Source organism: Variovorax sp. YR216 (assembly GCF_900107745.1).
Lineage (GTDB): Bacteria > Pseudomonadota > Gammaproteobacteria > Burkholderiales > Burkholderiaceae_C > Variovorax.
The window spans coordinates 321,380-342,433 of record NZ_FNRO01000001.1 but is presented as its reverse complement, the minus strand read 5'-3'; the positions used below and the strand labels follow the sequence as shown (position 1 = coordinate 342,433).

The window sequence follows — 21,054 nt, the reverse complement described above, 5'->3', positions numbered from 1 at the left end:
AATGGGTTTTTGAAGATTGACTGTTCATCAGGATGGACAATGAACTGGGACGATTTCGACGCGTTTTGCCAAGTGATCGCGCACGGAGGTTTTACGGTTGCGGCAAGGGCGATAGATCGCCCCAAGTCAAGCCTCAGCGCTTCTGTCGCCAGGCTCGAGCTGCAATTGGGGGTCCAGTTACTGGAACGGACGACGCGTCGCGTGCGGTTGACCGAGGCCGGTGAAGCCCTTTACCGCGGCATTTCGAAGCCGTTTGGCGAGCTCAGGGAAATAGCGCTGGAAGCACTGGCCAAGGGCGACGCTGTCAGAGGCATGCTATCCATCGCCGCGCCTTATGAATTTGGAGCGCATCATCTAGCAAATCTGGCCAGTGATATGATGATCCGTTACCCCGAACTCAAAATCAACGTCGATGTTCTACATCAAAAAATAGATTTGATCGGGCGCAACTACGACATCGTCTTCTCGCCGCATGACCATCCCCTCTCATCGACCACCGTAGTAATGCGTCGAGTGTTTTCCCTGGAGCGCGGTTTGTTCGCAGCCCCTGAATTACTGTCGAAATTTTCCAAGCCCGTCCGACCTGAAGATATCACTGCAATGCCTTTGATCGCCGGTCCTGAAGATTTCGAATGGATGATGAAAGATGCAAAGGGCCTTGAGTTTTCGGTGCCCATTGCAGCGCCGCGCATGCGAAGCGCCAATGCGGGCATCAGGCTTCGCGCTGCGATCGCAGGGGTGGGAATCGTACGTATTACCCGAAGCTTTTGTCAGCCCGCGGTCGATGCGGGGCAACTAGCGCCGTTGCTGCCGGACTTCAGCTGTGAGCCACTGCGAATCTTCGCCTTTATGCCGAGCCGTCGCCTCCGGCCGGCCAAGGTGCGGGTATTTCTTGATAGCCTGACTCTCCTGTCGGAAACGTATGCGCTCAATGAAGCACGTCCTTGAACTGCTGGCTGTGACCGGACAACCTGCGTTCCATAGATGAACGTGGGAACGTAACTGACAGACGATTGGAAGACCTCAAGCGCCGGCTGGAGGTGGGGCACAAGAGCGACAGACGCAGCGTGTACGACGAAGCGGCGAAGTCGGAGTTGGTGGCGCTGTGTCGGCAATGAACGGATCAGCTCAGCACTCGACCACGTTGACCGCGAGCCCGCCGAGCGAAGTCTCCTTGTACTTCGACTTCATGTCCTCGCCGGTCTGCATCATCGTGCGGATCACCGCGTCGAGCGACACGTAGTGGCTGCCATCGCCGCGCAGGGCCATGCGCGCGGCGTTGATCGCCTTGACCGCACCCATCGCATTGCGCTCGATGCAGGGGATCTGCACCAGCCCGCCGACCGGATCGCAGGTGAGGCCGAGGTTGTGCTCCATGCCGATCTCGGCAGCGTTCTCCACCTGCGCATGGGTGCCGCCGAGTGCGGCCGCCAAAGCGCCGGCAGCCATCGAGCACGCAACGCCGACTTCGCCCTGGCAGCCGACTTCGGCACCCGAGATCGAGGCGTTGGCCTTGTAGAGCATGCCGATGGCCGCCGCCGTGAGCAGGAAGTCGACGATGCCGTCATCGGATGCGCCGCGGCAGAACTTCGCGAAGTAGTGCAGTACCGCCGGCACGACGCCGGCTGCGCCGTTGGTCGGCGCCGTCACCACGCGGCCGCCGGCAGCGTTCTCTTCGTTGGCAGCCATTGCGAAGGCGTTGACCCAGTCCATCGCGGCCAATGGGTCCGCCCCCTCGGCGCCGCTGTCACGCGCGAGCAGTTCGCGATGGAGCTGGGGTGCACGGCGGCGAATGTGCAGCGAGCCGGGCAGGTGCTCGTTCGCCGACGGGTTGTCGATGCCGAAGCCTCGCTGGACGCATTGCTGCATCACGTGCCAGATGCGCAGCACGCCTGTGCGCACGTCGGCGGGGGCACGCCAGACGCTTTCGTTGGCAAGCATCAGTTGCGCAACCGAAAGCCCGTGAGCTCTCGCCTGCGACATCAGTTCGTCGCCCGTCTGAAATGGATACGGCCACGTCGTTGCCGGGGATTCACCTGCCGCATCGCTCGTGGCGCCTCGCTCGACGACGAAACCGCCGCCGACCGAGAAGTAGCATCGATCAGCCAGCGTCGCGCCATCGGATGCCTGCGCGATCAGCCGCATTCCATTTGGATGTTCGCTCAGCGACTCGTGCCCGGCGAATTCGATGTCGCGCAGCAGCTCGAAGTCCATCGGATGTCGAGCTAGCATCTGCAGCTTGCCGGACCGCCGGAGATCCTGAATCCGTGCCTGTACCGTCGCTGGATCGACCGTATCCGGCGCCTCGCCCATCAGGCCGAGGATGACGCCCACGTCGGTGGCATGACCATGCCCCGTCGCTCCGAGGGAGCCATAAAGCGTCACGTGCACATGAGCCGTCCGCGAAAGCAGCCCGTCCCGCGCCAGCGCGTCCGCGAACATGCGCGCGCCGCGCATCGGCCCGACCGTGTGCGAGCTCGACGGTCCGATGCCGATCTTGAAGATGTCGAAGACGGACAGCATCGACACACTATGCAACCGGAAGCTGCTGCTTGACCAGCGCCACCCAGTAGGCCGCGCCGAGCGGAAGGATGTTGTCGTTGAAGTCGTAGTACGGGTTGTGCACCGGCGGGTCGTTCGGGCCTTCGCCCGCGCCGATGCCGATGTAGGCGCCGGGCCGCTTCAGCAGCATGAAGGCGAAGTCCTCCGAGCCCATGGCCGGCTTGATGTCGGTGTCGACCTGCGCATCGCCGACCAGGCTCGCGGCGGCGCGCGCGGCGGCGGACGTCTCTGCCGGGGTGTTGACCACGCCCGGATAGCCGCGCATGTAGTTGAGCGCCACGGTCGCGCCGTGCGTCTGCGCCATGCCCGCGCAGATCTGGCCCATGGCGGCCTGGAGCTTGTCCTGGATGGCCGCATCGAGCGTGCGCGCGGTGCCGCGCAGCACCACGGATTCGGGCACCACGTTCCAGGTGTCGCCGCCGTGGATCTGCGTCACGCTGACCACCGCCGAGTCGGTTGCACCGATGCGGCGGCTCACGATCGTCTGGAGCGCGTTGATGAGCTGCGCGGAGATCATGACGGGGTCGATCCCGGTTTCGGGCATCGCGCCATGGCAGCCCTTGCCGGTGATGACGATCTCGAAGGTGTCGAGGTACGCCGTCATCGTGCCGGTGCGGATGCCGAAGCGGCCGCGCGGCATGCCGGGAAAGTTGTGCATGCCGTACACCGCATCGGCCGGGAACTGGTCGAAGAGGCCATCCTCGACCATCTTGCGGCCGCCGCCTTCGTTTTCCTCCGCGGGCTGGAAGACGAAATGCACGGTACCGCGGAACGGCTTGTGGCGCGCCAGATGATGCGCCGCGCCGAGCAGCATCGCGGTGTGGCCGTCGTGCCCGCAACCGTGCATCTTGCCGACGCAGGTGGATTTGTGCGGGCGGTCACCCAGTTCGGTCATGTTGAGCGCGTCGAGATCCGCGCGCAGCGCGATGCTCGGGCCATCGCCATTGCGCAAGGTGCCGACCACGCCGGTGCCGGCCAGCCCCCGATTCACCGGGATGTCCATCAGCATGAGCGCGTTGGCCACGAGGTTCGCGGTGCGGTGCTCCTCGAAGGCGGTCTCGGGCGAGCACCGCGATGAACAGCGCGCCGAGCACCGTGCCCGTGATGTATTCGGCCAGCACGCCGCGGCCCTCGGGAGAGGCCATGCCGTACTTCTCGCCGATGATCACGAGATTGCCTTCGCGGCCGACCGAGAAGGTTGCGCCGACGGCTTCGCGCTTGATGCCCAGCAGCAGCGCCAGCGGCAGGCCCAGCGCCAGCGTTCCGAACGCGTGCCCGAACTCCTGGAAGACCAGCGCCCACCCGGCCTGGCGGACCTGCGGCAGCGCCGCGCCCACCGTCAGGCCCAGCTTGACCATGAAGAGCAGAAGCCCGGCATTGAGCAGCCCGCCCGCATAGGCCTGCAGACCTGTCGACACACGCCCCACCGAGGGCACGCGGCGCGCGGCGATTCCCCATGCGGCGGCAATGAGCAGCGCCCACAGCATCGGCAGCAGCACCACCTTGCCGGGACCGAGCTTGAACTGCGTGGACCCGATCAGCTCGGCGATCGCCACGACGATCAGCGAAACGACGACGAGCTTGAATTTGCCTGTGCCGGACTTGTCCAGCGATTCGGTTGCAAGCGTGGCAGAAGCGGCGGAAGTCATGGGGGATTCGGGACCTTCTGTGAACGCCCGGGGCGGGCAGGCGAAGTCTGAAAGAAAGCCCGTCGTGCATCAATGACAGAATTGCCGGATCTTTGTTGCATTAATTGCAACGCTTAGAGGCACGCGCCATGGATGACAAGCTGGAAACCCGCCGTCTTCGGTACTTCATGCAGGTGCTCGAGAGCGGCTCGGTGCGCGGCGCGGCGGAGGTTCTCGGCATGGATGCTTCGGCGGTCAGCCGTGCGGTCGCGCTGCTGGAGACGGAATGCGGTGCGCGCCTGCTCGAGCGGCGCGGACGGGGCGTCGTGCCCACCGATGCGGGAGACCTGCTCGCCAGCTACCTGCGCCGCCAGCAGAGCCAGAAGCAGCATCTGCTGGCGCAACTCGACAGCATCCGCAAGATCGAGCGCGGCCACATCGACATCGTGGCGGGCGAGGGCTTCGTCGACTGGCTGATGCGCAACAGCCTGCGCACCTTCATGCAGTCGCATCCCAGGATCACGATCGCGCTGGATGTGGGCAGCAGCGACGAGATCGTCAAGCGCATCGTCGATGAGCGCGCACACATCGGCATGCTGTTCCAGCCGCCGAAGGACGAACGCCTGCGTTCGCATCATTCACACCCACAGCCCATCCAGACGCTGGTGCTGGCGAGCCATCCGCTCACGCGGCTGGGACGGCCGCTCAAGCTGGCGGACCTGCAGGCCTATCCCGGCGCAACGCTGCATCGCGGCTTCGGCGTGCGCCAGCACATCGAGGCGGCCGAGATCAGCGAAGGTGTGCGCCTGAACGCGCTGCTCACCACGAGTTCGTTCAGCGCGCTGGGGCACTTCGTGGCGGCAGGACTGGGGTATGCACTGTCGACGCGCCTGTCGCTGCCGGCGCATCTGGACACGGCCGAGATCAGCGCGCTGCCGATGAAGAACCCGTTGTTGCATCAGGGCCGCACCCACGTCATTTCGCGACACGGCCGGGTGCTGTCCCCGGCGGCCACGGAGCTGCTGCGACAGATCGTGAGCGATACGGGCGCGAGCGGCGACTTCCAGCGCGGATCGAATCAACCGGAGCGTTGAGCGCCCCAATCGTGCTCCGCGATGAACCTGTAGGGGTAGTCCGGTTCGACGTAGTCGCCCTTGAGCGATCGCTTGGGCAGCTTGACCGGTTTCGGCGGCTTGGCGTTGTACGGAATGTGGTCCAGCATGTGCCGGATCACATTCAGCCGCGCCCGCCGCTTGTCGTCCGATCGCACCACGTGCCAAGGCGCCCAGTCCTTGTCGCTGGCCTTGAACATCTCGTCACGGGCTCGGGAGTATTCATGCCATCTGCGATAGGACTCGAGGTCCATTGGTGAAAGCTTCCACGTCTTGCGCCCGTCGTTGATGCGCGCCTGCAGGCGCCGCGTCTGTTCTTCCGCGCTGACCTCGAGCCAGTATTTCAGCAGGATCGTTCCCGATTCGATGACCAGATCCTCGAGTTCGGGCACGATCTTCAGGAACCGCTGCGCCTGCTCCTCGGTGCAGAAGCCCATCACGCGTTCGACGCCCGCCCGGTTGTACCAACTGCGGTCGAAGATGACGATCTCGCCCCCGGCGGGCAAGTGCTTCAGATAGCGCTGCGTGTACATCTGCGACTTTTCGCGCTCCGTTGGCGCGGGGAGGGCGACCACATGGAAGACTCGAGGGCTCACGCGTTCGAGGATCGCCTTGATCGTGCCGCCCTTGCCGGCGCCATCGCGTCCCTCGAAGACCACGCAGACCTTCTGCCCGGTCTCGACGACCCACTTCTGCAGGAGGACCAGTTCTTCGTGCAGCTTTTTCAACTCCCGCTCATAGATGTCACGCGACAGTTTCTCGGCCGGATTGGGTCGGGCGGCACTTTTCGACTCTTTCATCGGGCACCTCCTTCGCGACATCAGCGGCAGCCAGATGTGTTTGCGGCTCGGCATCGCTGAAGGTCGACATGCAGTTTGCTGCCGTTCGGCAACGCTGCCAAGCCTGTCCCAAAGGCTTCCCAGGTGGCGCGCGGAGGCCTACATTGGCGGGCCCGACAGCGTTCTGTTTCCTACCGGATCCAGGCGATCCAGAAGGAGGAGGCCATGGAATCACGACCGACCGCTTCTGCTGAGACACCTTCCTGGCATGCGATGCCGATCGACGAAGTCGAGAAGCGACTCGCCACCGATCGCTCGGCAGGACTCGGCGCAAGCGACGCGGCCGACCGGCTCCGCACGCACGGGAAGAACCGGCTCCCGGAAGGCAAGAAGCGCCATCCCTTGATGCGCTTCCTCAGTCAGTTCAACAACATCCTGGTGTACGTGCTGCTCGGCGCCGGCTTCGTGAAGCTGATGCTCAGCTTGTGGCTCGACGCCGGCATCATCTTCGGCGTCGTGTTCCTCAATGGGCTGCTGGGCTTCGTGCAGGAAGGCAAGGCCGAAAAGGCACTCGACTCGATCCGCAACATGCTTTCCGCGGAAGCACGTGCCACGCGCGGCGGCGAGACGCGAATGATCCCCGCGGACGAACTGGTGCCCGGGGATGTGGTGCTTCTCGAATCGGGCGACAAGGTGCCGGCGGACCTGCGCCTCGTCGACGTCAAGAACCTTCGCACCGAGGAAGCGGCGCTCACCGGCGAATCGGTCCCGGCGGAGAAGACCACCCTGCCGGTCGCGGTGAAGTCGACCGTCGGCGATCGCGAGAGCATGGCGTTTTCCGGGACGATGGTGGTGTCCGGCCGGGCGACCGGCATGGTGGTTGCGACGGGCAGCGAAACCGAACTCGGCAAGATCAACCAGCTGCTGGCCAACGTCAGCCAGCTCGAGACGCCGCTGCTGCGCCAGATCAAGCGGCTCGGCTACCTGATCACGGGTGTCGTCGCCGTGATCAGCGTGGTGGTGTTCGCGTATGGCCACTGGGTGATCGGCATGAACTTCGTCGAGCTGTTCCAGGCCATGGTCGGCATCGCCGTGTCGCTCATTCCGGAAGGGCTGCCCTCCCTGATCACGATCACGCTGGCGATCGGCGTGCAGCGGATGGCCCGGCGCAACGCCATCATCCGCCGCCTTCCCGCCGTCGAGACGCTCGGCTCGGTGTCGCGGATCTGCTCGGACAAGACCGGCACCTTGACGCTCATGGAGATGATGGTCGTCTCGGCGGCATCGGCGGATGCCGAGTACACGGTGAGCGGCAGCGGCTACGCACCCGAGGGCGAGGTCATGCACGACGGCCGCCAGTCCGGATCGAACCGGGTGCTCGAACTCTTCGCGCGCAATTCGCTGCTTTGCAACGACGCCGAGATCTTCCAGCGCGAGGGCCTCTGGACGGTCGAAGGCGATCCCACGGAGGGCGCGCTGTATCCGTTCGCGAACAAGATCGGCATGCAGCGCGATGCCGAACGCGAAGCGTGGCCGCGCATCAACGCGATCCCGTTCGAGTCCGAGCACAAGTTCATGGCTACGGTGCATGCGGGCGCCGACGGGCGCGAGGTGCTCTTCGTCAAGGGCGCGCCCGAAGTCATCATGGAGCACTGCGATCGCCAGCAAGGGGTCGACGGCGCGGTCGCCGCGCTGGACCGCGAGCGCTTCATGCGCGTCTCGGACCAGATGGCCGCCCGGGGCGAGCGCGTGCTGGGCCTCGCCTGGCTCGACAACGCCGGACTCGGAACGGCCGCGCTCGGCCCAGGGGACTTGCCGAGGAATCTGGTGCTCATCGGGCTGATCGGGCTTCTCGATCCACCGCGGCCCGAAGCGATCGCGGCGGTCAAGGAATGCCACACCGGCGGCATCCGCGTCACGATGATCACCGGCGACCATCGGATCACCGCCGCCGCGATCGCGCGGATGCTCGGCATCGGAGACGGCAAGACCGCAGTCACCGGCACTGAGATCGAGGCCATGAACGAAGCCGCGCTGCGCGAGACGGTGCGCGATGTCGACGTGTTCGCGCGTGCCAGCCCGGAACACAAGCTGCGGCTCGTGAAGGCGATCCAGGCGAACCGGCAGATCTGCGCCATGACGGGCGACGGAGTGAACGACGCGCCGTCGCTCAAGCAGGCCGACATCGGGGTGGCGATGGGCATCAAGGGGACCGAAGTGACCAAGGAGGCGGCCGAGATGATCCTGGTCGACGACAACTTCGCCTCGATCAGCGAAGCGGTCAAGGAAGGCCGCACCGTCTACAACAACATCGAGAAGGCGATCCTCTTCCTGTTCCCGACGAACTTCGCTCAGGCGCTGGTCATCGCGGTGGCGATCTTCATGGGACTCGTGCTGCCGATCACCGCGCCGCAGGTGCTGTGGGTCAACATGGTGACCTCCGTCGCGCTGGGGCTCGTGATCTGCTTCGAGCCGCATGAGGCGGACGTGATGAGCCGGCCGCCGCGCGCAGTCGATCGGCCGATCCTCACAGGGTTCGGTTTCTGGCGCATCGTCTTTGTCGGCCTGGCCTTGCTGGGCTTCACGCTCTGGGCTTTCTACTGGATGAAGGGGCACGGTGCTTCGGACGAGCTCGGGCGCACCGTGGCGGTCAATGCGATCACGATCGGCCAGTGCTTCTATCTCCTGAACAGCCGCTACCTGATCGACAGCTCGATGTCGCTGCAGGCCCATCTCGGCAACAAGTACCTGCCGATGGGCATCGGCGCGGTCGTGGTTCTTCAGCTGCTCTTCACCTATGCGCCGCCGCTGCAGGCGGTCTTCGGCACCGAGGCGGTTCCCGGATACGTCTGGCCGTGGCTCATCGCGGGCGGGCTGGGGTTCTTCCTCGTGGTCGAGGCGGAGAAGCTGGTCATCCGGTCGAACCAGGGGTTGAAGCGCCTGGTGACTGCCAGCGAGGCGGGCGAGCGAGGCGCTTGAAGGGGCAACCAGTGTGCGCAAGACGGGTTCGCCGACGCTCGGGCATGATCGTGCGCCAGCCATGCCATTGCCTCCACCCACTGCAGAACGCGCCCCTGTGAACGGGCGCACGATCACCCTTCGCGGCTATCGCCGCAGCGACGGCCTCTGGGACGTCGAAGGCCATCTGTGCGATGTGCGCGACCAGCATTTCGTCTTTCCCGGCGGCGAGCGGCCGGGCGGCGAGGCGATCCACTCGATGTGGCTGCGCCTGACGGTCGATTCGACGGCGCTCATCGTCGACGCGGTCGCCTCGACTGACGCCGCGCCGTTCCCCGATGCCTGCGGCAACATCGCGCCGGACTACACGCAGCTGATCGGCCTGCGCGTCGGCCCGGGCTTCAGCCGGCAGACCGCCCGGCTCTTCGGCGGCGTCCGCGGCTGTACGCACATGTCGGAATTGCTGCGCACCATGGGCACCGGCGTGCTCCAGACGCTGGCCGGGACCCACCTCGGCGTGTCCGAGACCGAGAAGCCTTTCCAACTCGACGGGTGCCATGCGCTCGCGACCGACGGACCGCGCGTCGCCGCGTTCTATCCGCGCTGGTACCGGCCGAAGCCCGAGAAAGCCGAAGCGCCCGATCCCTCGTAGGGCCGTGCGCTGCGCTGCGTCACTGCGGCGAGGAGAGCTTCATCAGCACGATGCCTGCGACGATCAGCACGCCGGCGCCGATCCGCATGAGGCTGGCCTGTTCGCCCAGCGCGACGATCCCGACCACAAAGGCGCCGACGGCGCCGATGCCGGTCCACACCGTATAGGCCGTGCCCAACGGTAGCGTGCGCATGGAAATGGAAAGCAGCGCGAAGCTGGCGATCATCAGCACGATGGTCGTTGCCGCCGCGACTGGCCGCGTGAAGCCTTCCGAGAGCTTCATCGAATAGGCCCAAGCCACTTCGAGGATGCCGGCGATGACGAGATAGGTCCAGGCCATGAGGGTTCTCCTTGTCAAAGACAACCGGCCGTCCCGACAATGTTCCCGACGCGGGGGAGGCCGTCCTCCTGATGTGGGGGGCATCATAGTCGGCCTCCAATCTGCAACAAGGCCATGCAGGCGTTCGCGGTTGCAGAGGCCCGGGCGATCTGATTCACTACGCCGACCGGCGTCGAGCCGGAACTCCCGCGACTGAAGGAGAGCCATCGTGCAGATCGGCGTTCAGAATTTCGTGACCCGAACCCCGCCGCGCTTCGAGACCAAGGCGGCCGAGCGAACGCATGCCCTGCAGCGCCTCGCCGCCACCTGCAGGATCTTCGGGCGGCGCGGCTTCTCGGAAGGCCTCCTGGGCCATGTGACGGTTCGCGATCCCGAGCTGCCCGACCACTTCTGGGTCAACCCGGTCGGGGTCGCGATGCATCAGGTGAAGGTGTCGCATCTGGTGCAGGTCGACCCCGAGGGCAAGGTCGTTCGCGGCAGCGGCATGGTCAATCCGGTCGGACTGCTGCTTCACACGGCAGTCCACCGCGCGCGCCCGGAAGTGAACGCGGTCTGCCATGCGCACGCGCCGCATGCCTCGACCTGGTCGTCGTTCGAGCGCCTGCTGGACCCCATCACGCAGGATGCGTGCATCTTCTTCGGGAACCAGGCGCTGATCCGCGAGCCGCGCGTGGTGCGCGATCCCGAGGCGGCAAGCCGGTTCGCGGCCGGCTTCGGCGAGCACCGCGTCGCGATCCACGCCGGCCACGGCATCTTCACGACGGGGCAGAGCATCGACGAGGCCGCGTGGTGGTTCGTGCTGATGAACCGCTGTTGCGAGGCCCAGCTGATGGCCGAAGCCGCCGGCAAGCCGACGCAATGGCGCGAGGAGGACGCACGCTGGCTCGCATCGGTGCTGGGGTCGCCGACCTTCGGCTGGCTTTCTTTCCAGACGCTGTGGGACGAGATCATCGCGAGCGATCCGGATCTGGTGGATTGACGCGCTTGCCGGCAGGTGTGCCGCTCAGCGATTCGCCGTCAGTCGCCTGCGGACCTCCTCGGCCAGCGCCTGCACCGTCTGTGGCGCAGAGCCCTCGGCCTTGTTGCTGATGGTCACATAGGCGCGCTGGCCCGCGCCGGTGGTGCCGACGATCACGCGCGCGAGCGTCGCCCGGGTCTCGGGGTCGACGTCAACCAGCTTGTCGAAGGGCTCGTAGAGCGCCTTCGCGTCCTCGTAGCCATAGGCGCCGTGCAGCCGGTTGAGGTTCCAGCGACACACGAGCGGGCCCGGCCAGAGCGCCCGCAGGAGTGGAAGCTGCGCCTCGATCGGTGGCAGCTTGGGATGAAGGCCCAGGCAATAGGTCGCGCCCGCGTCGCGCAGCACATCGCAGAAGGCCGGCGTGAGGAACTCCGGGTTGCGCACTTCCACCGCGACCACGCCGTCGGGCGCGACCGGCCGCAGCGCGGGCAGTGCACGCAGCATCGTGCCGAGCCGCTCCAGCATCTCCGGCATGCGCGCGAGCATCGGACCGGGCAGGGGACTGAGCTGGAACACGAGCGCGCCGAGCTTGTGCCCGAGTCCGTCCAGCGCCGGCTGCACGAATTCCGTGGCGGCCAGCGCCGGATCGAGGAAGGCCGGATTGGCCTGCATGCCGCGCCCGTCCTCGCCGCGCATCATCGCGTCGGCGACGAGGCTCGGCGCCTTCACTGTGAAGCGGAAGTCCTCCGGCACCTGGGCCGCGTAGGCCGCGAACTGGGTCGCCGTGAGCGGCTTGTAGAAGCTGCGGTCGATGCTCACTGCGCGGAACAGCGGATGCTGCGCATAGGCGGCGAGCCCGTGCTTCGACAGCACCGACTGTTCGTACTCGCCCTCCCAGACCATGCCGGTCCAGCCCGGGAAGTGCCACGACGAAGTGCCGAGCCGGAGGTTGGTCGGCAGCTCGATCGCCAGCGCCTGCAAGACGGAATCGGGCGGCGCCGGCAGCACCTTGGTCGTGCGCGCTGCGGCGCGTTTCTTCGGTGCGGGCGCGGGCGCGATTTCAGGTGCGGCGACGGATGCGGGTTCGTCCGCGTCCTCGAAATCGTCGAACAGCGAGTTCTGCATGCGCCGCCTCAATCGGGCTCGGCGAGCACGAAGCTTGTCTTCAGACCCTGCGTCGCTGAAGGGCCGACCCACAGATCGAAGGCGCCGGCCTCGACCGTGTCGATGCGCGCGTCCGCCATCGCCTGCTGCCTTGCGCCGGTCGCGCAGCCGGCGGCGAGAACCACGGCCAGCGCCGCGAGGGGAAATCTCCAAACCGTCATGAGGCGGGATTTTCGCGGAACGCGCCGGGCACAATCCGCGCCATGAGGCAATGGTTGCGCACACATGGGGGCTGGTGGCTCGCCTGGCTGCTGGTCACCGGCGTCGGCGCGGTCTGGATCGCGCGCGGCGAGATCCGGCAGCTGCGGGAGGATTTCGACGCCAACGGCCGCATTGCGCATCGCTTGATGAGCCAGCAGGTGGTGCAGTACGACGCGGTGCTCGCAACGCTCGCGCTGCTGGAGCCGGCGCCGGGGGGCGCGCCCGAGCGGCGGCTGTCGTCGGTGTATCCGTCGATTCTTGCGGTTCAGCGGCACGAAGGTGGCGCCCCGTGGACCGACCCCGCGCTGGCGGCCGCGGAAGCCCGTTCGCGCGAACTGCGCCGGCCGGAGTACGTGGCCGATGATTTCGCGGGCGGCCGATACAAGCTGATGATGGGTGCGGCGTCGGTCAGCTACCTCATCGACGTCGACCTCGCCGCCACCGTGCCTTGGCGCGACTGGCCGATGGACCCGAAGACCAGTCCCGTGCGCGTGGTGCTCGACAAGGACGGGCAGGAGTTCGTCGTCCAGCCGGGGGACACCACTGCATTCGGCGGATGGCGTTTCGACTTCCGGAAGACGCTCGCGTCGGAAAGCCAGGGTTTCGAACTCATCGCAGAGCGAGATGTCTCGTGGCGCGAATTGCCCTGGGGCACCATGGCCGGCTGGGCGCTCGCAGTGGCCGTGGTGCTCGGCGGCGCGCAGGCCCTGCAGCGGCAGCGCATCGAGCGTCGTCGCGCGGAAGATCTGCTGCGACTCGGGCAGGTTGCGCGCCTCAACGCGCTCGGCGAACTTGCCGCTGGCATGGCGCATGAGTTGAACCAGCCCTTGACGGCGGTGCTCGCCAATACGCAGGCCGCGCGCCGGCTGCTGGACGACGATCCGCCGGAACTCGCCACCGCGCAAGATGCCATGAAGCGGGCGAGCGAACAGGCGCGCCGTGCGGCGGATGTCGTGGGGCGCCTGCGGCGCGTGATCGAGCGGCCCGACCGATCGGGCAGCACCCAGCCCGTCGTTGTCCAGGACGTGGTGCGCGGCGCGCTCCATCTGCTCGCGCCCGAGTTCGCGCGGCGCTCGGTCACGCCGGCCTTCGAGGACACGGTGCACGCACCGGTCGTGGTGCTGGCGGAGCCGGTCGCGCTCGAACAGATCGTGCACAACCTGCTGATGAACGCACTGCAGGCCCTGGAAGACGTGCCTCCCGGCGAGCGCCGCCTGGTTCTGGCGATCGGCCATCAGGGCAACCACGGGGTGCTGACCGTGACCGACAGCGGGCGCGGCATCCCGCCCGATGCCTTGCCGCGCATCTTCGAACCCTTCTTCAGCACGCGCGAAGGCGGCCTGGGCCTCGGCCTGAGCCTGTGCGAAACATTGGCCGTCGGCATGGGTGGCACGTTGGGCGCCGAGCCTGCTGCGCAGCGCGGCGCGCGATTCATCCTGCGACTGCCGCTGGCTGGTGCGGACACCGGAAAGCCGAGCGCATGAACGAGCCGCAATCTCCTCTGATCCATCTGATCGACGACGACCGCGCGGTGCGCGAGAGCCTTGCGCTGCTGATCGGCACAGTCGGGCTTCGTGCGCAGACCTGGTCCGACCCGCAGGCCTTCATGGAAGGCTTCGATCGCAACGGCATCGGCGCGATCGTGCTCGACGTCCGCATGCCGGGCATCAGCGGACTCACCGTGCTGGATACGCTGATCGCACAAGGTGTCGACCAGCCGGTGATCATGCTCACCGGCCACGGCACCGTCGAGATGTGCCGGCGCGCGTTCAAGGCCGGCGCGGCGGAGTTCCTCGAGAAGCCGGTGGACGACGAACAGTTGCTCGAGGTGGTCCAGCAGGCGGTGCGACAGCATGTTCGATCCCGTGAGCGCACGCAGGCGGATCAGGTGGCGCGAGATCGCTATGCGCAGTTGTCGGAGCGGGAGCGCGAGGTGCTGGGTTTCATCGTCACCGGCCTCACGAACAAGGAGATCGCACGGACGCTCGCGCTCTCGCCGCGCACGGTCGAGACGCATCGCGCGAATCTCTTCGCCAAGCTTGAATGCGATTCGCTGGCGCGATTGATCCGGCGTTACGCAGCGCTCGTGGACAGCGACAACTGAAATGGCGCTCCGTAGTTCTACGGAACGTCGCGCGTAGCCGTACGAATACCTTTGCAGAGGCGGCACTCCTAAAGTTGCCGGGCGGCTGGCGAAGCGCTGGCCCCAAGCAACCACAACCTTCGGAGATCCTCATGCATTCCTCCCTTCGCCTCGGCGCTCTCGCCGCAGTTCTCGCAGCCGCCGCGGTGACCGCGCAGGCACAGAGCCCGGCACCCGTCGTGCGCACCGAAAAGAACATGTCGCTCGACCTCGCGAACCAGATCGCTGCCGCGACCGTGGCGGCCTGCGCTGCCAACGGCTATTCGGTGAGCGCGACCGTGGTCGACCGCTCCGGCGTCGTGCGCGCCGTCCAGCGCGCCGACAACGCGGGTGCGCACACGCTGGGCGCGAGCGAGCGCAAGGCCTGGACTTCGGCTTCTGCCAAGGCTCCGACGTCGGCCATGATGGAAAACGCGCAGAAGAACCCCGGCGCGGCCAACCTCGTGAACATTCCCGGCTTCCTGCTCCTGGGCGGCGGTGTGCCCATCAAGTCCGGCAATGAAGTGATCGGCGCCGTGGGCGTCGGCGGCGCCCCGGGCGGCCACCTGGACGAGCAGTGCGCCAACGCAGCGCTCGAAAAGGTCAAGGCGCAGCTGGGTTGAGCGACATGAGCGGCATGCTGCGTCGGTGCGGGTGCGCAGTCGTCTTCGGCGCACTCGTCGCGATGGCGCCCGCGCTGTCGACCGCCCAGGTGCCACCTTCCGCCGCCGAGGCGCAGGCCTATGTGGGCCTGCACCAGGCGGCATGGCGTGGCGATGCCGCGAAGGTCAAGGCACTGATCGCGGCCGGCGCCGATGTCGACGCCCGCGATGCGCAGGGCCGCACGCCGTTGCAGGTCGCGACCTATGCAGGGCAGCGTGACGCGATCACGCTGCTTGCCAAGGCCGGCGCGAAGCTCGATCTCCTCGAGAACGACCGCTACGACGCCGTCACGATCGCCGCGGTCGCCGACGATCCGCAGACAGTGTCGCTGCTGCTCTCGCTTGGCGCGAAAGCCGGGCAGACCACCAGCCGCTACGACGGCACCGCGCTCATCGCCGCAGCACACCTCGGGCACGACGAGGTGGTGCGCATCCTGATCCGCGCCGGTGCACCGCTGGACCATGTCAACAACCTGCACTGGACGGCGCTGATCGAGTCGATCGTGCTCGGCGACGGCGGGGTGCGCCACCAGCGCACGATGGCTGCGCTCGTCGATGCCGGCGCCAATACGCAACTCGCGGACCGCCAGGGCAACACGCCACTGCAACTCGCCAAGGCGCGCGGCTACGCGGCGATGGTCGAAAAGCTGAAATCCGCCGGCGCACGGTAGCGCGGTCGAGCACAATCGGGCGATTCCTGAGACAGGATCCGCCCGATGTACATGCCTCCCCAGTTCAATTCCACCGACCGCGAGGTTGCGATGGAACTGATGCGTTCGCATCCCTTTGCCAGCCTCGTCTCGACCGATGACGAGGGCGTGCCTTTCGTCACGCACCTTCCGCTGGTGCTGGACGATCGGGGAGAGGGCGGCTGGTCGCTGCTCGGCCACTGCGCCAAGCCCAATCCCCATTGGCGCTATCTGCAGGCACGGCCGAAGGCGGTCGCGTCCTTTCTCGGACCGCACGCCTACCTGTCGCCATCGGTCTATCCCGACCTTGCCCGCGTGCCGACCTGGAACTACCTCGCTGTGCATTGCACCGTCGAGGCCCGCCTGATCGAAACGCCGGACGAAAAGGACGCGCTGCTGAAGCGCCTCATCGGGCAGCATGAACCCGCCTATGCGCAACAGTGGCGCGATCTCGGCGAGGAGTTCCAGCACAAGATGCTGGGCGGCATCGTGGGCTTCGAACTGCGCGTGACCGCGCTGCAATGCAAGCTCAAGCTGAACCAGCATCGCAAGGAATCGCATGCGGCGATGCATGCCCGCTACAGCGAGGGTTCGGCCGACGAACGCGCACTGGCCGTGTGGATGGAACGCCTGGGCATGCAGGTTGCCGATCCGGCGCAGATCGGAGAAGGCTGAGATGCGCGTCGTTGGACTGATCGGACTCGTGCTCGCACTGCTCGTGGTCGGGCTGTTGGCCAAGAAGCAGATGAGTTCGGCCGTGGCGCCGGCGCTGCCGCCCGGTGCGCAGGCGACCACGCAAGCGCCGGCGGGTGACGTTCGGACGCAAAGCCGGCAGATTCAGGAGCAGGTCAAGCAATCGCTCGACGCCGCGCAGCAACGGCGTCCTGTGCCGGATGACAACTGACGCGCAGTGGATGCAGCTCGCGCTGGCCGAAGCCAGCCGCGCGGCCGATGCCGGCGAAGTGCCGATCGGCGCAGTGGTGGTGAAGGAGGGCGTGGTCGTTGCGGTCGGGCGCAATTCGCCGGTGGCGCAGCACGACCCGAGCGCGCATGCGGAAGTCAACGCGCTGCGCGCCGCCGGCGCGGCGCTCGGCAACTACCGCCTCGACGACTGCGAACTCTTCGTCACGCTGGAACCCTGCCCGATGTGCGCCGGCGCGATGCTCCACGCGCGGCTGAAGCGCGTGGTGTTCGGCGCGGCGGATCCCAGGACTGGAGCGGCCGGATCGGTGGTCGATCTGTTCGCTCCGCCGCAACTCAATCACCACACGTCGGTGCAGGGCGGCGTGCTCGCGCTGGAGTGCCAGGCGCTTCTCCAGGGTTTCTTTCAGGAACGCCGCAACGAGGCCCGCATGGCCGCCGAGCCGCTGCGAGACGACGCATTGCGCACGCCGCCCGAACGCTTTGGCTCGCTGGCCGACTACGCCTTCGATGCGAACTACGTGAGCGATCTGCCGGCGCTACGCGGATGGCGGATGCACTACCTCGATGAAGGCCCGAAAGATTCGGAACGGGTGCTGCTCTGCATCCACGGGCCCGGCGAGTGGAGCTACTTCTTCCGCCACCTCGCGCGCGCGAACGGCGTGCGGGTGCTGGTGCCGGACCTCATTGGCATGGGCAAGAGCGACAAACCCAAGCGGGAGGGCGTCCACCGCCTGGATTGGCATCGTGACGTATTACAGGAGTGGCTCGAGCGAGTTCGTCCCGGGCCCGTGGTGCTGGTCCACAGCGCCAGCGGCGCCCGCTTGGCATCGCTGCTTGCTTCGGCGGCACCTGCCCGCTTCCTGCATGTGATGGTCGCGCCCGATGCTGGTGAAAACGTCGCTGAAGCGTGGCGAGCGCCCTTTCCCGATCGCGGTCATGAAGCCGCATTGCGCGCCTTGGGCCGCACGCCGAAGCACGTGTCCGGCCCCGACGCCACGCAGGCGGAGCAGATGGTCAAAGACGCAATGGGATACTTCGCCCCGTGAAAAAGCACATCTACATCTATTCGCCGTCGAGCGCAGTGCGCGACAAGTCAGCGTTCAAGCGCGGTGTCAAACGGCTTCGGGCACTCGGCCACGAGGTCGAAATCGATGAGGCCGCACTCGCCACCCACCAGCGATTCGCAGGTGACGATGCCACGCGTGTCGCGGCCATCTCGCGGGCGGCGGCGAGCGGCGCCGACGTGGCGCTCATTTCGCGCGGTGGCTACGGGCTCACGCGCATCCTCGATGCCATTCCCTACAAGGCGGTGGCCAAGGCGATCCATGATGGCACCGAGTTCGTCGGGCTCAGTGACTTCACCGCCTTTCAAAACGCACTGCTCGCCAAGACCGGCAGCGTGACGTGGGCGGGGCCAGCGGTCGGCGAAGACTTCGGCGCCGAAGACGGAGCGGACGACATCATGGAGGCCTGCTTCGACGATCTGCTCAGCGGGCAAGGGGAGGGCACCGGCTGGCGCATGCCCGCCCGCGACATCGATGGCCTGGCGCCCATGCGCGGCATCCATGGCGCGGTGCTCTGGGGTGGGAACCTCTGCGTGCTGACCAGCCTGCTCGGAACGCCTTACTTTCCGTCGATCGACAAGGGCGTCCTGTTCCTCGAGGACGTCAACGAGCATCCGTATCGCGTGGAACGCATGCTCGACCAGCTCCGGCAGGCGGGCGTGCTGGCCAGGCAGAAGGCGGTCATCCTCGGACACTTCACCGGGATTCGCAAGGTTCCGCACGATCGCGGCTTCGGCATGAAGACGGTGGCTGCACGCCTGCGTGAACTGATCAAGCCGCCCGTGCTGACGGGACTGCCGTTCGGCCACGTGCCTACGAAGGTGTTGCTCCCGGTCGGCGCCAAGGTCGAGGTCGCGGCCGATGGTCGCGACGTCTTCATGGTCTGGGGGCATCGGCACGCGCATTGAACGCGCGCAGGGGCGAAAAAAAGAGGCCGTTGGCCTCTCTGCGTCTGCTCGGACGCGTATCAGCTCGTGATGCGTTGATGGGTACGCGGCCCCATCGCGTGCGGCAGGCCGCCCTTGAAGAGGCGATTGATCTGGCGCATTTGACGGCGCGCGGCGACCTCGCCATCGACCGCGCTCAACGCGGTCAGTACGTCCTGGCGGAGATACCAGAGAGCTTCCAGATCGCCAGCGAAGCGAACACGCTGCGCCACCCTTTGAACCGAGTGGCCGCCGTGAACCTGCAACAGCGACAGCATCGCGGTACGGATCTGGCCCATCTGACGATCCGTGGAACGGCGCGAGCCGAGGCCGGGAAGGGACAGAAAGCGGAAGAACCTGCTGAAGGACACCATTGCGAGGAAGGCGGGGTTGCCAGAAGCCTTGATGGGTGCCTACGTTAAGCGCCGCTTCGAAGCCGCACAAGTATGGAAACATCATTTCATGTTTAAAAACAACATACTTCACGCTTCAGTTCAAGTGCCGACCCAAGAACTGGAACCTAAGTGTTACTTTTAAAAACGAAAGTGTTCGCTGCGCCTGTGACTAAATGAAAAAGCAACAGGGTTCGCCCCTAAGTCGCGCGATTTGAAGCATTGAGGGAGTGTTTTCATGCCGCTTTGCCATAATCCAAAGGCGAGGGCTACCAAAAACTGCACAACATGGGCGTCAATTCGACTGTCGTTTTCGCTGATCTGACAGGGAGCACCAGGGTCTTCGAGGCCATGGGGAATGCGCGCGCCACCGAGACGGTGACGCGGCTGACGCAATGGATCGGGGGTGTCTGCGAGTCCCACGGCGGCCGCGTCGTGAAGTCCCTTGGCGACGGTGTCTTCGCCATCTTCGGGAATGGCATCACGGCGACGCGCGCGGTGCTCGAGATGCAGCGCAATCATCAGAAGCGCCTTCAGACCTGGCCGACTCCGTTGCGCATGGAGCTACAGATCGGCGTTGCGAGCGGGGAGGTTGTCGAGGTCGACGGCGATTGCTATGGGGATGCCGTGAATCTCGCATCCCGCCTCAGCGACCTCGCAGGCCCCGGGCAAATTTGGGCCACGGAGTCGGTGATCGAGCAGTTGCACGAAGGCGAAGTGCGCCATCGCAGCCTGGGGCCGATCAACATCCGCGGCAAGAACGAAATGCCCATCGTCCATCGCATCGACTGGCAGGACGAGGTGTCCGAGTTCCTGACGATGCCGGCTTCGCTGGTTCCATCCGCGCGCGGGCCGGATTCGTCGTTCGGCCAGATCGAGCTGGCGTGGCTCGACGTTCGTACGCTGTTCCGTGTGGAGGATCTGCCGATCCATCTCGGCCGGGTCGACGAGGCGCAGTTCGTCGTCAACGATCCGCGCGTTTCCCGCCTGCATGCGCGGATCGAATTGCGGCACGGCAGCTGCGTCCTCGTGGACGTGAGCACCTATGGCACTTGGGTCCGCTTTCACGGCACTGCGGGCGCAAGCGGCGAGATTGCGCTGCGGCGTGACGAGTGCGTGCTGCATGGCAGCGGTGAGATCGGCCTTGGAGCGCCGCTGAGTGACTTCAGCGCCCCGACAATCTCCTTTAATACGACCGGCGGCAACGTGCTCCTGGCGCGCCGCGACGCTCGCTAGGAAGCGTCGCTGATCCCGAGCTCCGAGCAGATCCGGCCGACCAGCGCCTTCATGCCCGCCAGCTCGGCCTCCAGCCGGGCTACATTGGCCTTCAGGGCGGCCACTTCACCCAGCGACGCTTCGTCGCTGCCACGCGCGCCGGCAGGGGCGGGCGCATCTTCCTCCGGCGCACCACCGAGCAGATGCGTCCACCGGCTTTCGCGCGCTCCGGGCAGGCGAGGCAGTTTCATCACCAGGCCGCCTGCCGGCCTCTCAGCCAGCTCATCGAGGAAGGCCTCGACGGACGAGATGTCCGCAAAGTTGTGCATGCGCTCGGATGCGATGCGCAGTTCGCCCGGCGTCTGCGGTCCCCGCAGCATCAACACCGTGAGCAGGACGATCGATTGCGACGGAATCCTCAGCACGCCATCGATGTTGTGCGCGTAGCGGGACGCTCGCCCCCCGCTCGATTCCGTCACCAGACTCAGTGACCTCAAACTGTCGAGAGTCGCTTGGGCTTCGGCCTCGGACACGTCCAGGATCGGGTTGCGGCTCGTCTTCTGGTTGCAGCCCGCGACCAGCGAGTTCAGCGTGAGCGGATAGCTGTCGGGGACCGTGCGCTGCTTCTCCGAGAGAACGCCGAGCACACGGGTTTCGAGAGGGGAGAGGGCTCGTAGGCTGGACATGAGTTCTGGTGGAATGGAGT

Annotated in this window: 22 protein-coding genes and 1 pseudogene; 14 read left to right on the top strand and 9 right to left on the bottom strand. The window is 66.2% G+C overall.

The genetic code is table 11. The annotated features are described in order from the left end of the window. The first annotated feature begins 39 nt into the window (after positions 1–39). Positions 40–948, top strand: a complete 909-nt coding sequence (locus BLW05_RS01595) for a LysR family transcriptional regulator (RefSeq protein ID WP_093158846.1) — start codon at positions 40–42, stop codon at positions 946–948. 180 nt (positions 949–1,128) lie between these two features. Here BLW05_RS01595 and BLW05_RS01590 read toward each other — a convergent pair whose 3' ends face one another. The 3 genes and pseudogenes from BLW05_RS01590 to BLW05_RS01580 all read right to left on the bottom strand — a co-directional run. Continuing rightward, complete coding sequence (locus tag BLW05_RS01590; RefSeq protein WP_093160368.1) at positions 1,129–2,523, bottom strand: L-serine ammonia-lyase; 1,395 nt, start codon at positions 2,521–2,523, stop codon at positions 1,129–1,131. Between the two features lie 7 nt (positions 2,524–2,530). Next, positions 2,531–3,586 carry a M20 aminoacylase family protein gene (locus BLW05_RS01585; RefSeq protein ID WP_093158844.1) on the bottom strand — a complete coding sequence of 352 codons (1,056 nt, stop codon included), beginning with the start codon at positions 3,584–3,586 and terminating at the stop codon, positions 2,531–2,533. A gap of 37 nt (positions 3,587–3,623) precedes the next feature. Next, positions 3,624–4,211, bottom strand: a pseudogene (locus BLW05_RS01580) (DUF3100 domain-containing protein); the annotation flags it as partial. A gap of 128 nt (positions 4,212–4,339) precedes the next feature. On the opposite strand from BLW05_RS01580, the gene BLW05_RS01575 reads away from it, so the two are divergent. Continuing rightward, on the top strand, positions 4,340–5,284 hold the full coding sequence (locus BLW05_RS01575) for a LysR family transcriptional regulator (RefSeq protein WP_093158841.1): 945 nt from the start codon (positions 4,340–4,342) through the stop codon (positions 5,282–5,284). On the opposite strand, the gene ppk2 is transcribed toward BLW05_RS01575, so the two are convergent. Next, positions 5,269–6,102 (bottom strand): polyphosphate kinase 2, encoded by an 834-nt coding sequence (ppk2, locus tag BLW05_RS01570; protein WP_093158838.1) that lies wholly within the window; start codon positions 6,100–6,102, stop codon positions 5,269–5,271. The genes BLW05_RS01575 and ppk2 overlap by 16 nt on opposite strands. A 204-nt stretch (positions 6,103–6,306) precedes the next feature. On the opposite strand from ppk2, the gene BLW05_RS01565 reads away from it, so the two are divergent. Further along, entirely contained in the window at positions 6,307–9,060 is a 2,754-nt protein-coding gene (locus tag BLW05_RS01565) for a cation-translocating P-type ATPase (RefSeq protein WP_093158836.1), read from the top strand. A 97-nt stretch (positions 9,061–9,157) separates the two neighbouring features. Further along, the gene (locus BLW05_RS01560) at positions 9,158–9,691 is read left to right on the top strand and encodes a DUF2889 domain-containing protein (RefSeq protein ID WP_177142531.1); all 534 of its coding nucleotides are present in this window, start codon (positions 9,158–9,160) and stop codon (positions 9,689–9,691) included. Positions 9,692–9,710: 19 nt separating this feature from the next. Here the strand turns inward: BLW05_RS01560 and BLW05_RS01555 are convergent, their stop codons facing one another. Beyond that, positions 9,711–10,031, bottom strand: a complete 321-nt coding sequence (locus BLW05_RS01555; RefSeq protein ID WP_093158831.1) for a DMT family transporter — start codon at positions 10,029–10,031, stop codon at positions 9,711–9,713. Positions 10,032–10,239: 208 nt separating this feature from the next. Here BLW05_RS01555 and BLW05_RS01550 point away from each other — a divergent pair, with 208 nt between their 5' ends. Further along, a complete protein-coding gene (locus tag BLW05_RS01550) occupies positions 10,240–11,010 on the top strand; it encodes a class II aldolase/adducin family protein (RefSeq protein WP_177142530.1) in 771 nt (256 codons plus the stop codon). A 24-nt stretch (positions 11,011–11,034) separates the two neighbouring features. Here the strand turns inward: BLW05_RS01550 and BLW05_RS01545 are convergent, their stop codons facing one another. Continuing rightward, positions 11,035–12,114: a DUF72 domain-containing protein gene (locus BLW05_RS01545; RefSeq protein WP_093158825.1), complete on the bottom strand. Its 1,080-nt coding sequence runs from the start codon at positions 12,112–12,114 to the stop codon at positions 11,035–11,037. Between the two features lie 8 nt (positions 12,115–12,122). Then, positions 12,123–12,314 carry a hypothetical protein gene (locus BLW05_RS01540; protein ID WP_093158823.1) on the bottom strand — a complete coding sequence of 64 codons (192 nt, stop codon included), beginning with the start codon at positions 12,312–12,314 and terminating at the stop codon, positions 12,123–12,125. A 42-nt stretch (positions 12,315–12,356) separates the two neighbouring features. Between BLW05_RS01540 and BLW05_RS01535 the strand changes: the two genes are divergently transcribed. The 8 genes from BLW05_RS01535 (at position 12,357) to BLW05_RS01500 (ending at position 18,723) form a co-directional block, all read left to right on the top strand. Then, positions 12,357–13,838 (top strand): sensor histidine kinase, encoded by a 1,482-nt coding sequence (locus BLW05_RS01535; protein ID WP_093158820.1) that lies wholly within the window; start codon positions 12,357–12,359, stop codon positions 13,836–13,838. Continuing rightward, the gene (locus BLW05_RS01530; protein WP_093158817.1) at positions 13,835–14,458 is read left to right on the top strand and encodes a response regulator transcription factor; all 624 of its coding nucleotides are present in this window, start codon (positions 13,835–13,837) and stop codon (positions 14,456–14,458) included. Before BLW05_RS01535 ends, BLW05_RS01530 begins: the two co-directional genes overlap by 4 nt. Positions 14,459–14,589: 131 nt before the next feature. Beyond that, positions 14,590–15,099 (top strand): GlcG/HbpS family heme-binding protein, encoded by a 510-nt coding sequence (locus BLW05_RS01525; RefSeq protein WP_093158815.1) that lies wholly within the window; start codon positions 14,590–14,592, stop codon positions 15,097–15,099. Between the two features lie 62 nt (positions 15,100–15,161). Then, positions 15,162–15,809: an ankyrin repeat domain-containing protein gene (locus BLW05_RS01520; protein WP_256330034.1), complete on the top strand. Its 648-nt coding sequence runs from the start codon at positions 15,162–15,164 to the stop codon at positions 15,807–15,809. Positions 15,810–15,854: 45 nt separating this feature from the next. Next, positions 15,855–16,502, top strand: coding sequence for an FMN-binding negative transcriptional regulator (locus tag BLW05_RS01515; RefSeq protein ID WP_093158812.1), 648 nt, complete (start codon positions 15,855–15,857; stop codon positions 16,500–16,502). Position 16,503: 1 nt separating this feature from the next. Then, positions 16,504–16,731, top strand: a complete 228-nt coding sequence (locus BLW05_RS01510; protein WP_093158810.1) for a hypothetical protein — start codon at positions 16,504–16,506, stop codon at positions 16,729–16,731. Then, a complete protein-coding gene (tadA, locus tag BLW05_RS01505) occupies positions 16,721–17,797 on the top strand; it encodes a tRNA adenosine(34) deaminase TadA (RefSeq protein ID WP_093158807.1) in 1,077 nt (358 codons plus the stop codon). The genes BLW05_RS01510 and tadA overlap by 11 nt, the downstream gene beginning before the upstream one ends. Then, positions 17,794–18,723, top strand: a complete 930-nt coding sequence (locus BLW05_RS01500; protein ID WP_093158805.1) for an LD-carboxypeptidase — start codon at positions 17,794–17,796, stop codon at positions 18,721–18,723. Before tadA ends, BLW05_RS01500 begins: the two co-directional genes overlap by 4 nt. A 59-nt stretch (positions 18,724–18,782) precedes the next feature. On the opposite strand, the gene BLW05_RS01495 is transcribed toward BLW05_RS01500, so the two are convergent. Beyond that, positions 18,783–19,040, bottom strand: a complete 258-nt coding sequence (locus tag BLW05_RS01495; protein ID WP_256329957.1) for a hypothetical protein — start codon at positions 19,038–19,040, stop codon at positions 18,783–18,785. 381 nt (positions 19,041–19,421) lie between these two features. Here BLW05_RS01495 and BLW05_RS01490 point away from each other — a divergent pair, with 381 nt between their 5' ends. After that, on the top strand, positions 19,422–20,369 hold the full coding sequence (locus tag BLW05_RS01490; protein WP_093158800.1) for an adenylate/guanylate cyclase domain-containing protein: 948 nt from the start codon (positions 19,422–19,424) through the stop codon (positions 20,367–20,369). Here BLW05_RS01490 and BLW05_RS01485 read toward each other — a convergent pair. After that, on the bottom strand, positions 20,366–21,034 hold the full coding sequence (locus BLW05_RS01485; protein WP_093158798.1) for a YceH family protein: 669 nt from the start codon (positions 21,032–21,034) through the stop codon (positions 20,366–20,368). The two genes, BLW05_RS01490 and BLW05_RS01485, sit on opposite strands and share 4 nt — an antisense overlap. Positions 21,035–21,054: the final 20 nt, after the last annotated feature.

Coding starts and splice junctions, on each gene's coding strand:
- BLW05_RS01495 (WP_256329957.1), bottom strand. CDS start 19,040: ATGGGCCAGATCCGTACCGCGATGCTGTCGCTGTTGCAGGTTCACGGC.
- BLW05_RS01485 (WP_093158798.1), bottom strand. CDS start 21,034: ATGTCCAGCCTACGAGCCCTCTCCCCTCTCGAAACCCGTGTGCTCGGC.
- BLW05_RS01595 (WP_093158846.1), top strand. CDS start 40: ATGAACTGGGACGATTTCGACGCGTTTTGCCAAGTGATCGCGCACGGA.
- BLW05_RS01510 (WP_093158810.1), top strand. CDS start 16,504: ATGCGCGTCGTTGGACTGATCGGACTCGTGCTCGCACTGCTCGTGGTC.
- BLW05_RS01590 (WP_093160368.1), bottom strand. CDS start 2,523: ATGCTGTCCGTCTTCGACATCTTCAAGATCGGCATCGGACCGTCGAGC.
- BLW05_RS01555 (WP_093158831.1), bottom strand. CDS start 10,031: ATGGCCTGGACCTATCTCGTCATCGCCGGCATCCTCGAAGTGGCTTGG.
- BLW05_RS01515 (WP_093158812.1), top strand. CDS start 15,855: ATGTACATGCCTCCCCAGTTCAATTCCACCGACCGCGAGGTTGCGATG.
- BLW05_RS01490 (WP_093158800.1), top strand. CDS start 19,422: ATGGGCGTCAATTCGACTGTCGTTTTCGCTGATCTGACAGGGAGCACC.
- tadA (WP_093158807.1), top strand. CDS start 16,721: ATGACAACTGACGCGCAGTGGATGCAGCTCGCGCTGGCCGAAGCCAGC.
- ppk2 (WP_093158838.1), bottom strand. CDS start 6,102: ATGAAAGAGTCGAAAAGTGCCGCCCGACCCAATCCGGCCGAGAAACTG.
- BLW05_RS01520 (WP_256330034.1), top strand. CDS start 15,162: ATGGCGCCCGCGCTGTCGACCGCCCAGGTGCCACCTTCCGCCGCCGAG.
- BLW05_RS01540 (WP_093158823.1), bottom strand. CDS start 12,314: ATGACGGTTTGGAGATTTCCCCTCGCGGCGCTGGCCGTGGTTCTCGCC.
- BLW05_RS01535 (WP_093158820.1), top strand. CDS start 12,357: ATGAGGCAATGGTTGCGCACACATGGGGGCTGGTGGCTCGCCTGGCTG.
- BLW05_RS01530 (WP_093158817.1), top strand. CDS start 13,835: ATGAACGAGCCGCAATCTCCTCTGATCCATCTGATCGACGACGACCGC.
- BLW05_RS01525 (WP_093158815.1), top strand. CDS start 14,590: ATGCATTCCTCCCTTCGCCTCGGCGCTCTCGCCGCAGTTCTCGCAGCC.
- BLW05_RS01575 (WP_093158841.1), top strand. CDS start 4,340: ATGGATGACAAGCTGGAAACCCGCCGTCTTCGGTACTTCATGCAGGTG.
- BLW05_RS01545 (WP_093158825.1), bottom strand. CDS start 12,114: ATGCAGAACTCGCTGTTCGACGATTTCGAGGACGCGGACGAACCCGCA.
- BLW05_RS01565 (WP_093158836.1), top strand. CDS start 6,307: ATGGAATCACGACCGACCGCTTCTGCTGAGACACCTTCCTGGCATGCG.